We start from the raw sequence: 11,740 nt of genomic DNA on the forward strand, positions 1-11,740 counted from the left end.
ATGCGCATCGTCGTCGTGCACCCGTCCGACGAGCTCTACGGCGCGGACCGCGTCCTGCTCGAGGTGACGGAGATCCTGGAGCGGCGCGGGCAGGTCCGCGTCCTGCTGCCCAGGGACGTGGACTACCCCGAGCACCTCCTGACGGGGGCGCTCGCCGCACGGGGGACCCGCTCCGACGCCGTCGACCTGCCGATCCTGCGGCGGGACTACCTGCGCGCACGTGCGCTGCCCGGCCTGGCGCGCCGCACCTGGCGGACGTGGCGGCTGCTGCGTCGGGTCCGGCCCGACGTCGTGTACCTGAGCACCTCGGCGTCGCTGCTCGTCGCCCCTCTCGCGCGGTCGGTGGGTGCCCGGGTTGTCCTGCACGTGCACGAGACGTGGACGGGCTCGGAGCGCCGGCTGCTCGGCGCGTTCCTGCGAGCGTGCGGCACGGTGATCGCCGTCAGCGACGCCGTCGCCGCCCAGCTGCCGAGGCCCGCCGACCGCGTCGCCGTCGTGCACAACGGCTTCACCGTCCCCGCCGCCTCCGCCGCCGACGCGGCGACCCTGCGCACGGGCCTGGGCGTCGGGCCGCACGACGTGGTCGCCCTCGTGGCCAGCCGCTGGAACGCCTGGAAGGGCCACGACGTGCTGTTGCGTGCCTGGGCGGGTCTGGACCGGCCGGACCTGCACCTCGTCGTGCTCGGCGCCCCGCCCCCCTCAGGCTCCGCGGTCGACGTCGACGCCCTCGTCGCCGCACTGCCGGACCCATCCCGGGTGCACGTGCTGGGCTCGCGCGACGACGTCCCCGCCTGGATCTGCGCGAGCGACGTGGTTCTGGTCCCGAGCGTCCGCCCCGACCCCCTGCCCACCATCGCGATCGAGGCGGCGGCGCTCGGGCGCGCCGTGCTCGCGTCCGACTCGGGCGGGCTGCCCGACATCGTCGAGGACGGGCGCACCGGGGCCCTGGTGCCCACCGGGGACGTCGCCGCCTGGCGTTCCGCGCTCGATGCGCTCGACGCCTCCGTCCTGCACGCGCAGGGTGGCCGGGCGGTCGACCGGTTCGACACCATGTTCACCAAGGCGGCGTTCGCACGCCGGTTCGCTCGCGTCTTCGACGCCGGGGTCGGCCTCGGGACGCGAGCGCCGCAGCACGAGAACGAGGGAGTCCGGTGACGACCGTGAACGAGCGGGAGACCGCGCTGCAGCGCTACCGGCGCAACGTGGAGACGCTGGCCTCGCGACAGAAGACGTCCAAGGGGGCGCCCGGGTATTCGCGGTGGGTCAACCGGTGGCTCGGTCGTCGGCTGGCCGCCGGCGCGGAGGTCGTCGGGCTCAGCCCGAACGGGGTCACCGCGCTCTCGGCCGTCTGCACGTTCGCGGCGATCGGTGCGCTCGCGACGCTGCGACCCACGGTCGTCGTGGGGCTGCTGGTCGGCCTGGGACTGGTCCTCGGGTACGCGCTGGACGCCGCCGACGGTCAGCTGGCGCGCCTGCAAGGGAGCGGTTCGCGTGCGGGCGAGTGGCTCGATCACGTCATCGACGCGATCAAGACGGCGTCGCTGCACCTGGCCGTCCTGGTCTGCGCGTACCGCTACCTCGACGTCCCGGACGCCTGGCTGCTGGTGCCGCTGGGCTTCTCGGTGGTCTCGTGCGTCTTCTTCTTCGCGATGACGCTCACCGACCAGCTGCGCCGGGCGGCGCGGGGACAGGAGGGGATGTTCCTCGCGGCGGACGGGAGCTCCTCGACGGCCTACTCGCTCGCCGTGCTGCCCACCGACTACGGGGTGCTGTGCCTCGCGCTCGGGCTGGTCGGCTGGCCGGTCGTGTTCGTCCCGGTGTACTCGCTGCTGTTCCTCGCGACCGCGGGCTTCCTGGTGCTGGCCTTGCCGAAGTGGTTCCGCGAGATGCGTCGCGGCTGAGGCCTGGTCGCTCAGTCGGCGACGGCGAACGGCTGGGTGCCGTCGAGGGTCGACAGCGCGCGGCGCAGGATCGTGCTCGACGTCGACACGGTGTACGGGAAGTACACGACCTCGACGCCCACCTCGGCGAACCGGCGCTCGAGCTCGCGGCCCTTCGAGGTGCCGCGCCAGTCGTCGCCCTTGAAGAAGACGTCGAACGGGCACTCCTTCCACGTGACGAGCTTGTCGGGCTGGTGCTCGATGTAGACCTCGTCGACGTACCGCACGTGCTGCACGATCTCGGCCCGCTCGTGCGTGGGCACCACGGGGCGCCGGCCGCGGGCCAGCTCGAGCATGTCGTCGTCGACGACGCCCGCGATCAGGTAGTCGCAGTGCGCGCGGGCATGCCGCAAAACGTTGAGGTGCCCGATGTGGAACAGATCCCAGGCGCCGGGGGCGTACCCGATCGTCATCGCTGTCCTCTCGGGCGGGCGTCGGACGTCGGCAGGCGCTCGTGCGGGCCCGCCGTGGATGATGCGACCCTAGCCGTTCACAACCACCACGAACACGCGGAATCGGGGTGAAATCGGGCATCCGGAGCCTCGCCGTCCGGCCCGCCCGGTCGCCGGGTGAAGAGTGACAAAACCGGACAATTGACGCGCGATCGTGATTATGCTCCGAGGAACGTCGGCTCGTCTGGTCCCGAGGGGGAGGTGTCCGCGCATGACGCTGACCGATCCCGTCCTGAGCATCATCATCCCGACGTTCAACGAGGCTCCGAATGTCCTCGAGCTGGTGCGTCAGGTGAGCGAGGCGGTCGACGGCCTCGACGCCGAGATCGTGTTCGTGGACGACTCCACCGACAACACGCCCGAGATCATCACCGCGGTCAGCGTCGGTGCCTCGTTGCCGGTCCGGATGATCCACCGCGACGACCCGGTCGGTGGGCTGTCCGGCGCCGTGCAGGACGGCATCCGGTCCAGCACCGCGACGTGGTGCCTCGTCATGGACGGCGACCTCCAGCACCCGCCGAGCATGGTCCCCGTGCTCCTGGAGACCGCGCAGGCGTCGGGTGCCGACGTCGTCGTCGCGTCCCGGTACACGCGGGGCGGCGCGAGCAGCGGGCTGTCGAACGTGGTCCGGCAGGCGGTGTCCTCGGTCTCCACCACGGTCACCCGAGCGATGTTCCCGGTCCGTCTCGCGGACTGCACGGACCCGATGACGGGGTTCTTCGTAGTCCGGCGTGACGCTGTCGACCTGTCCCGGCTGCGGCCGCGCGGCTTCAAGATCCTGCTGGAGATCCTCGCGCGGCACCGGCTGTCCGTGGTCGAGGTGCCGTTCGTGTTCGGTCGCCGGTTCGCGGGGCGGTCCAAGGCGTCGCTCACCCAGGGGGTGCGGTTCTTCGCCCAACTGGCCTCGCTGCGCTTCGGGCGGATGTCGCGCTTCGCGGTCATCGGCGGCATCGGCGCAGCCGTGAACATCGCGATCGTCGCGGGGCTGACCCGCGCGGGTGTCGGCTACATGTGGGCGGCCATCGTCGCCGCCGAGCTGACGATCGTCATGAATTTCCTGCTCCAGGAGCGGTTCGTGTTCCGCGACCTGCGGCACGAGGGCCGTGGGACGTGGCACCGGTTCGCGCAGTCGTTCGGGTTCAACAACGTGGAGACCGCGATCCGCCTGCCGTTCCTGGCGCTCCTGGTGAGCACGGGCCACCTCGCGGCCGCGCCCGCGACGGCGGTCACCTTGCTCGTCGCCTTCGTGGTCCGGTTCACGTTCCATGCCCGGGTCGTCTACCGGCCGCGGGCGTCGCGACGGTCGCGGCGTGCACAGGCCGACGTGCTGCCCGCCCTGGAGGAGCGTCGGTGAGCACCACCGCGGCGGGCACCTCGACCCCGCCGAGCACGGCCGCGGCGGACACCGACCGCCGGTGGGTCCTTCGGGACGCGCTCGTGCTCGCCTCGGTGGTCGTCGTGCTCGGTGTGGCTGGCGCGTGGATCCCGTCGCTGTGGCTCGACGAGGTCGCGACTGTCAGCGCCGTCGGCCGCTCCTGGTCCGAGATGGCGGCGCTCCTCGGCCACGTCGACGCGGTCCACGGGACGTACTACACGGTGCTGCACCTGTGGGCCGACGTGTTCGGCACGTCCCCGCTGAGCCTGCGTGTCCCGAGCGCGCTGGCGATGGGCGTGGTGGCCGCCGGGGTCGTGGTGCTCGGCAACGACCTGGGCACCCGCGCCACGGGGATCCTCTCCGGCTGCGTGCTCGCGGTGCTCCCGGCGACCACGTGGATGGGCGCGGAGGCGCGCAGCTACGCGTTCGTCACCGCCGCGACCACGTGGGCCTCGGTGGTCCTGCTCCGGGCGCTGCACGGGCGGGCTCCGTGGTGGGCGTACGCGGTCCTGATCGGGGTCTCCGGCCTGCTGTTCGTGCAGTCGCTCGTGCTCGTTCTCGCGCACGGCATCACCCTCGTGTGGGCGCGCGTCGAGCGGACGGTCCTGCGCCCGTGGCTGTTCGCCTCGGCCGGCGCGCTCGTCATTATGGCTCCCGCGGTGCTCGTCGGCGCCCGTCAGCGGTACCAGGTCGAGTGGATCGACCGGCCAGGGCTCGACTCCGTGCCCGCGGTGCTGACCCGGCAGTGGTTCGACGGGTCCTGGTGGCTCACCGGGGCGGTCGTGCTCCTGGTCGCCGCGGTGCTCGTGGCGCCGCGCTGGGCTGCCAGTGCGTGGGCCTCACGCCCCGTCTCGCTGGTGCAGGCCACGCTGCCCTGGGCCGTGGTGCCGACCCTGGTCGTGCTGGCGGTGTCCGTCGTCGCCACCCCCCTGTGGATCCCGCGCTACCTGCGGTACTGCGTCCCGGCGATCGCCCTGCTGGTCGGTGCGGGCCTGGAGGCGCTGCGTCGGCGCTGGGCGCAGGTTGCCGCGGTCGTGGCGCTCACGGCGCTGGCCGCGCCGCTGTACGCGGCCCAGCGCTCCGAGTTCGGCAAGGACGGCGCTGACTGGTCGGCCGCCGCACGGTTCGTCGCGGCGGACCACGAGGCAGGCGACGCCGTGGTGTTCGTCCCCGAGGACGAATCGCGGTCGCCGCGCCGGGCGTCGGACGGCTACCCGCAGGAGTTCGCCGGGCTCGACGACATCGGGCACGGGGCCGACGTCACGACCACCGACAGCCTCTGGGAACGAGGGCGCCCGGTGACCGAGCTCGGCGACGAGCTCGGTGCGGCGACGCGGGTCTGGGTGCTGTCGACGGACGGCGAGCCGTCGCAGGAGGCCCTGCGCTGGCTGGAGTCGGAGGGGTTCACCGGCGAGGTCGTCTGGTCCGGGCCCACCACGCAGGTGCGGCTGCTCACACCGCCCGCCTCCTGAGACCACCGGCCCGACGCGTTGTCGGACCCCGGACGTAGACTTCCCGTGCACCCCGGCTCCAGCGGATCCGGGGCGTTCGCGCTGCGCACGTCGATCCACGAAGGACCTCATGGACCTCACCGGCCTCCTGCCCGCCATGCTCGCCGACCCGGCCGCCGCTGCCGCCCTCGAGTCCGTCCGCGCTCGCGGTGAGCTCGACGTCGTCGGCCCTGCGGGCGTGCGCCCGCCGCTGCTCGCCGCCTTGGCGTCGGGCCGCCCGCTCGTCGTGGTCACCGCCACCGGCCGGGACGCGGACGAGCTGGCTGCCGCGATCCGGTGCTACGTACCGGCGGACGACGTCGCGGTGCTGCCGTCCTGGGAGACGCTGCCGCACGAGAGGCTGTCGCCGCGCAGCGACACGGTGGCCCGTCGTCTGGCGGTGTTCCGCCGCCTCGCGCACCCGGAGACCGAGGGGCACGCCGGTCCGGTGCGGGTGCTCGTCATGCCGGTGCGGGCGCTGCTGCAGCCGGTGGTCGAGGGCCTCGGGGAGCTGGCGCCCGTCGCGATCAGCACGGGGGACCGTGTGGACCTGGCGGACCTCGCGGAGAAGCTGGTCGCCGCGGCGTACACGCGGGTCGACATGGTGGAGAAGCGAGGCGAGTTCGCGGTGCGCGGCGGGATCATCGACGTGTTCCCGCCGACGGAGGACCACCCGCTGCGCGTCGAGCTGTGGGGCGAGGACGTCGAGGAGATCCGCTGGTTCTCCATCGCGGACCAGCGCAGCCTCGAGGTGGCCGACCACGGCGTGTGGGCGCCGCCGTGCCGGGAGATCCTGCTCACGGACGCCGTCCGGGCGCGCGCCACGGAGCTGATCCCGCAGCTGCCGGGTGCGGTCGACATGCTGGACAAGCTGGCCAACGGCATCGCGGTCGAGGGGATGGAGTCGCTGGCGCCCGCGCTGGTGGAGTCGATGGTCCCGGTGCTCGACCTGGTGGCCGACGACAGCCTGCTCGTGCTGGTGGACCCGGAGCGGGTGCGTCGGCGCGCGCACGACCTGGTGGCCACCACCCAGGAGTTCCTCGAGGCCGCGTGGACGTCCGCGGCGGCCGGTGCGGCGACACCGCTGGACCTGTCCGCGGCGAGCTTCGCGTCGTTCGCGGAGATCCGCGCGCTCGCAGCCGTGCGCGGGCTGGGCTGGTGGACGCTGTCGCCGTTCTCCTTGGACGTCGACGCCGCGGAGGCGGCGAAGCCGGACGACTTCTACGAGGGCGCCACGGGCACCGGTCACACCGCGGCACGGAACCTGGCGCCGCACGAGAGTCGCATGGCCGACGACCTGGCCGCGACCGCGCAGACGCTCGTGATCGCGGCGCGGGACGTCGAGCGCTACCGCGGGGAGGTCGCGCGCGCCGTCGCCGACGTGCGGGTGCTCCAGCAGGCGGGCTGGCGCCTGGTGCTCGCCACCGAGGGGCACGGCCCTGCGCAGCGCATGGTCGAACAGCTGCGGGCCGCGGAGGTTCCCGCGCGGCTGGTGGGCACGATCACCGACGAGCCCGAGGGCGGCGTGGTGCTCGTCGTGCCCGCCCCCGTCGGTCCCGGCTTCGTCGCCGAGCCGCTGCACCTCGCCGTGTTCTCCGAGTCGGACCTGACCGGTCGAGCGGGGACGTCGACGCGGGACATGCGCAAGATGCCGAGCCGGCGCCGCAACGTCGTCGACCCGCTCCAGCTGCGCCCCCACGACTACGTGGTGCACGAGCAGCACGGGGTCGGGCGGTTCGTGGAGCTGGTGCAGCGGACCATCGGCGCCGGCGCGACCGCGGCGACGCGCGAGTACCTGGTGATCGAGTACGCGTCGAGCAAGCGGGGGCAGCCGGGGGACCGGTTGTACGTGCCCAGCGACCAGCTGGACCAGGTCACCAAGTACGTGGGCGGCGAGGCGCCGTCGCTGTCCAAGATGGGCGGCGGCGACTGGGCCAAGACGAAGGGCCGCGCCAAGAAGGCCGTCAAGGAGATCGCCGCGGAGCTCATCCGGCTCTACTCGGCGCGAATGGCGACCGCAGGGCACGCGTTCGGCCCGGACACCCCGTGGCAGCGCGAGCTCGAGGACGCGTTCGCGTACGTCGAGACACCCGACCAGGCGGCGACGATCGACGAGGTCAAGGCGGACATGGAGAAGCCGATCCCGATGGACCGGCTGGTCTGCGGGGACGTCGGCTACGGAAAGACCGAGATCGCGGTGCGTGCCGCGTTCAAGGCGGTCCAGGACGGCAAGCAGGTGGCGATCCTGGTGCCGACGACGCTCCTCGTCCAGCAGCACCTGGACACGTTCAGCGAGCGGTACAGCGCGTTCCCGGTGACGGTGAAGGCGCTGAGCCGGTTCCAGTCGCCGAAGGAGTCGAAGGAGGTCGTCGCCGGGCTGTCCGACGGCACGGTCGACGTCGTCATCGGCACCCACCGGCTCATCACGGGCGAGGTGCGGTTCAAGGACCTCGGCCTGGTGGTGATCGACGAGGAGCAGCGGTTCGGCGTCGAGCACAAGGAGACGCTCAAGGCGCTGCGCACCAACGTCGACGTGCTGGCGATGAGCGCGACCCCGATCCCGCGCACGCTGGAGATGGCCGTGACCGGCATCCGCGAGATGTCGACTCTCGCCACCCCGCCCGAGGAGCGGCACCCCGTCCTGACGTTCGTCGGCGCGTACGACGAGAAGCAGATCAGCGCGGCCATCCGGCGCGAGCTGCTGCGCGAGGGCCAGGTGTTCTACGTCCACAACAAGGTCGACTCGATCGAGCGGACCGCGTCGCGGCTCATGGAGCTGGTGCCCGAGGCCCGGGTCGCGGTGGCGCACGGGAAGATGAACGAGCACCAGCTCGAGCAGGTCATCGTCGACTTCTGGGAGAAGCGGTTCGACGTCCTGGTGTGCACGACGATCGTCGAGACCGGCCTGGACATCTCCAACGCCAACACGCTCATCCTCGAGCGCGCGGACCTGCTCGGCCTCTCGCAGCTGCACCAGCTGCGCGGGCGCGTCGGTCGGGGGCGCGAGCGCGCGTACTCCTACTTCCTGTACCCGCCGGAGAAGCCGCTCACGGAGACCGCGCACGACCGGCTGCAGACGATCGCCGCCAACACCGACCTCGGGGCCGGCATGGCCGTCGCGATGAAGGACCTGGAGATCCGCGGCGCGGGCAACCTGCTGGGCGGCGAGCAGTCGGGGCACATCGAGGGCGTCGGCTTCGACCTCTACATCCGCATGGTCGGCGAGGCGGTGGCCAACTTCCGCGGCGACGTCGAGGAGGAGCTGCCCGACGTCACCATCGAGCTGCCAGTCGACGCGCACATCCCGCACGACTACATCGCGCACGAGCGCCTGCGGCTCGAGGCTTACCGCAAGATCGCGGCGTCGGTCGACTCGGCGGCGCTCGGGGAGGTCCGGTCCGAGCTCGTGGACCGGTACGGCGCGGTGCCTGCGGCGGTCGACAACCTGTTCGAGGTGGCCGAGTTCCGTCAGCACGTGCGCACGTCCGGGCTGTCCGACGTCACGGCGCAGGGCAAGTTCGTCCGGTTCGCACCCGTCGACCTGCCCGAGTCCGCGCAGCTGCGGCTCAAGCGACTGTACCCGGGCGCCGTGCTCAAGCCGACCACGCGGACCGTCCTCGTGCCGTGGCCGATGACGGCGCGGTTGGGTGGCAAGCCCGTGCAGGGTCGCGAGGTCATGCTCTGGGCGCGGCAGTTCATCGACGCGGTCGTGCGCGGGGACGTGGGGGCCGCTGCGACTGTGGGGACCGGCCGGTAGGCCTCAGGGGGCGGCAGGGATGGCGGGTTCGGCCGGTGCCGTGATCCGTGCGGCTCGCCGGCGCTTCATGAGCGCGGCCTTGAACGCCTCGACCGGCCGCTCCACGACGTGCCAGATCGCGATGCCGAGCGCGACACCGACGGTGGCGGTCACCAGGAAGCGCGCCGTGAACGGCAAGTCCGCCGTCAGCGGGCGCAGCGCGTGCCCGGCGACGAGGTGGACGAGGTAGATGCTGTAGCTGGCCAGCCCGATCACCTGCACGGGCCGCGCCCCGGCGAACGCACCGAACACCTGCCGGAACCGCCCGTCCTGGCGCTCCAGCCCGTAGAGGATGACCATCGCGGTCGCGCCAGCCTGGATCGTGTAACGGAACGTCTCGCGGAACCACGGCTCCCGGATGGCGAGCGAGGCGAGGTACAGGCCGCCGGCGAGCACGGGCACCCAGGTGCTGCCGACCGCGGCCCGGAGGCGCGCGTCGATGCGATGGCTGCGCAGGAGCGCGAAGACGACCGCGGCGAGGATGCCGCACGCGATCCCGTCTGCGCGGGTGTCGGTGCCGTAGTAGATGCGGCGGTGCGCGAGCTCCGGTGTGCTGCCGGCGACCAGGGCGATCCGCAGGACGAGCGCCCCGACGACCGTGGCCGACGCCAGGAGGGCGAGGAACGCCAGCCGCCGGCGCAGCAGGGCCGCGCCGAGCCAGATCAGCGCGAAGGCGATGTAGAACTGCTCCTCGATCGCGAGGCTCCACACCACCGTGGAGCCCGGCAGCACCTCGGGCACGCCATGGATATAGACCCAGTTGAACGCAAAGAAGATCTGCGACGCGAACGCGGCCCAGTCGATCGGACGCCACACCGCGTACACCAGTGTGGGGATCGCGATGATCAGGAGGAACGGCGGAGCGAGCTTGAAGAGGCGCCGGAGGTAGAAGTCCGACAGAGAGAACCGGCCGGTCCGCTCGCGCTCCACCAGCAGGACGTGCGTGATGATGAAGCCGGAGATGGCGAAGAAGATGGTCACACCGCTGCCGCCGGGCACCACGCCGCCGAGCCCGGCGTGCGCGACGACCACCAGCATGACCGCGAGCGCCCGCAGCGCGTCGATGTGCTCGTAGCGGCCGTGCGACGAGACACCCAGGCTCGAGGCCGTAGACGGTGCGCTCGTCACGCCTGGCCTCCTCGGGATTGCCGCGACCCCCGGTGCAAACGCCGCGAATGGGACGGATCGTACCGGCGGGCCGCCCGTCCGATCGAGGCCCGGGGGCGGGGAGCGGGAGATTCACCCGTTCACCCGTTCACCCGTGCGCACGGCCAAGGGCCCTACGATGACCCACGATCGACGAGCGACGACGCAGGAGGTCCGGCGGTGGCGGTGCAGTGGCGTAGGGCTGTGCGGGGCAAGGCGGTGCGGACCGCAGGTCTGCTGGTCGCACTGACGACGACGGCCGGTCTGGCGGGGTGCACCGGAGAGCCCGGGGCGGCGGCGGTGGTCGACGGCGCGGCGGTCCCCACCTCCGACGTCGAGGCGGCCCTGACCGAGCTCATGCCGTGGTTCGAGGGCGTGACGACGACGAACGTGCTCTCCGTGCTGGTACAGGAGCCGACGGTCGTCGAGCTGGCCGAGGAGCAGGGTGTCGGGGTCTCCGACGAGGAGGCCGAGGCGCTGCTGGACCAGGTCGTCCAGCAGAAGGTCGCGGGCGCCACTGCCACGTTCACGGAGCCCTCGCTCGCAGTGGCCCGGTACTCGATCGCCTACAGCAAGCTGCAGGACCTCCCCGACGCGGCGGGCATCGGCGACGAGATCGACGCCCGGCTGCGCGGCCTGGACGTCGAGGTGAACCCGCGGTTCGGCTCGCTGGAGGACGGCAACCAGATCGCCGCGCCCACCCCGGCTCCGTGGATCGTCGTCCCCCAGGCCGGCTCGCCCGCTGACGACGGCAGCACGGAGCCGGCCCCAGCGCCGACGCCCTCGGCGTCGTGACGGACTCGCAGCCGGACTCGCTGCGCGCGCTCGTGCGCGTGATGGACCGGTTGCGCTCGCCGGGCGGCTGCCCGTGGGACGCCCAGCAGACGCACGAGTCGCTGGTGCCGTACGCCCTCGAGGAGGCGCACGAGCTGGCGGAGGCGATCGAGGCGGGGGACCGGGACGGCCTGCGCGAGGAGCTGGGGGACCTGCTGCTCCAGGTGGTGTTCCACGCGCGGATCGCCACCGAGCATCCGACCGACCCGTTCGATGTCGACGACGTGGCCGCCGACCTCGTCGCCAAGCTGGTACGACGGCATCCTCATGTGTTCAAGGACGAGGCGCCCGAGGGTGACGTGCACGTGCAGTGGGACCGGCTGAAGAACGCGGAGAAGCAGCGCGCGTCGGCGCTCGACGGCGTGCCGCTCGCGCTGGGCGCGCTCGCGCGGGCGCAGAAGGTCGCCGGACGCGCGGGACGGGCCGGGCTCGCGACGCAGGCTCCTGCCGGGGACGGCCTGGGGGAGCGGCTGCTCGCGCTGGTCCTGGAGGCGGACGCAGCCGGCGTCGACGCCGAGGGCGCGCTGCGGCGGACGGCGGCCGCCTGGGAGCAGGACCTGCGGGCGACGGAGAGCGCGGCCGGTACATGAGAGATTGGCGAATCCTCCGGGCCGCGGAAGGAAAGCGCTTGCCGGGGACCCGTCCGAGCCCGTAGCCTGCGCGTGCCCGCCATGATGAGCCCACCCACGACCACCACCTCGACCACC

The 11,740-nt window shown here is 72.6% G+C and carries 9 protein-coding genes; 7 read left to right on the forward strand and 2 right to left on the reverse strand.

Features of this window, described 5'->3' with window-relative positions; translation table 11 throughout:
* Together ASG23_RS03135 and ASG23_RS03140 are read left to right on the forward strand one after the other, a co-directional pair.
* Nucleotides 1-1,155, forward strand: coding sequence for a glycosyltransferase family 4 protein (locus tag ASG23_RS03135; RefSeq protein ID WP_162242653.1), 1,155 nt, complete (start codon nt 1-3; stop codon nt 1,153-1,155).
* Nucleotides 1,152-1,901: a CDP-alcohol phosphatidyltransferase family protein gene (locus ASG23_RS03140; protein ID WP_082515713.1), complete on the forward strand. Its 750-nt coding sequence runs from the start codon at nt 1,152-1,154 to the stop codon at nt 1,899-1,901. Before ASG23_RS03135 ends, ASG23_RS03140 begins: the two co-directional genes overlap by 4 nt.
* A gap of 11 nt (nt 1,902-1,912) precedes the next feature.
* Here ASG23_RS03140 and ASG23_RS03145 read toward each other — a convergent pair whose 3' ends face one another.
* Nucleotides 1,913-2,353: an adenylyltransferase/cytidyltransferase family protein gene (locus tag ASG23_RS03145; RefSeq protein WP_056019877.1), complete on the reverse strand. Its 441-nt coding sequence runs from the start codon at nt 2,351-2,353 to the stop codon at nt 1,913-1,915.
* A gap of 250 nt (nt 2,354-2,603) precedes the next feature.
* Here ASG23_RS03145 and ASG23_RS03150 point away from each other — a divergent pair, with 250 nt between their 5' ends.
* The 3 genes from ASG23_RS03150 (at nt 2,604) to mfd (ending at nt 9,014) form a co-directional block, all read left to right on the forward strand.
* Nucleotides 2,604-3,746 carry a glycosyltransferase gene (locus ASG23_RS03150; RefSeq protein ID WP_056019880.1) on the forward strand — a complete coding sequence of 381 codons (1,143 nt, stop codon included), beginning with the start codon at nt 2,604-2,606 and terminating at the stop codon, nt 3,744-3,746.
* Nucleotides 3,743-5,239: a glycosyltransferase family 39 protein gene (locus ASG23_RS03155; protein ID WP_056019883.1), complete on the forward strand. Its 1,497-nt coding sequence runs from the start codon at nt 3,743-3,745 to the stop codon at nt 5,237-5,239. Before ASG23_RS03150 ends, ASG23_RS03155 begins: the two co-directional genes overlap by 4 nt.
* 109 nt (nt 5,240-5,348) lie before the next feature.
* Nucleotides 5,349-9,014: a transcription-repair coupling factor gene (mfd, locus tag ASG23_RS03160; protein ID WP_056019885.1), complete on the forward strand. Its 3,666-nt coding sequence runs from the start codon at nt 5,349-5,351 to the stop codon at nt 9,012-9,014.
* A 3-nt stretch (nt 9,015-9,017) separates the two neighbouring features.
* On the opposite strand, the gene ASG23_RS03165 is transcribed toward mfd, so the two are convergent.
* Nucleotides 9,018-10,181, reverse strand: a complete 1,164-nt coding sequence (locus ASG23_RS03165) for an acyltransferase family protein (protein WP_056019888.1) — start codon at nt 10,179-10,181, stop codon at nt 9,018-9,020.
* Between the two features lie 198 nt (nt 10,182-10,379).
* On the opposite strand from ASG23_RS03165, the gene ASG23_RS03170 reads away from it, so the two are divergent.
* Both ASG23_RS03170 and ASG23_RS03175 read left to right on the forward strand, forming a co-directional pair.
* Complete coding sequence (locus ASG23_RS03170) at nt 10,380-10,994, forward strand: hypothetical protein (RefSeq protein ID WP_157465500.1); 615 nt, start codon at nt 10,380-10,382, stop codon at nt 10,992-10,994.
* Complete coding sequence (locus ASG23_RS03175) at nt 10,991-11,623, forward strand: MazG family protein (protein ID WP_235520826.1); 633 nt, start codon at nt 10,991-10,993, stop codon at nt 11,621-11,623. Before ASG23_RS03170 ends, ASG23_RS03175 begins: the two co-directional genes overlap by 4 nt.
* Nucleotides 11,624-11,740: the final 117 nt, after the last annotated feature.

The organism is Cellulomonas sp. Leaf395 (genome assembly GCF_001424125.1).
In the GTDB taxonomy this organism is placed as follows: domain Bacteria; phylum Actinomycetota; class Actinomycetes; order Actinomycetales; family Cellulomonadaceae; genus Cellulomonas.

What these genes read in the sequence shown, in the direction of transcription:
- ASG23_RS03145 (WP_056019877.1), bottom strand. Translation starts at nt 2,353, where the DNA reads ATGACGATCGGGTACGCCCCCGGCGCCTGGGATCTGTTCCACATCGGG.
- ASG23_RS03150 (WP_056019880.1), top strand. Translation starts at nt 2,604, where the DNA reads ATGACGCTGACCGATCCCGTCCTGAGCATCATCATCCCGACGTTCAAC.
- ASG23_RS03135 (WP_162242653.1), top strand. Translation starts at nt 1, where the DNA reads ATGCGCATCGTCGTCGTGCACCCGTCCGACGAGCTCTACGGCGCGGAC.
- mfd (WP_056019885.1), top strand. Translation starts at nt 5,349, where the DNA reads ATGGACCTCACCGGCCTCCTGCCCGCCATGCTCGCCGACCCGGCCGCC.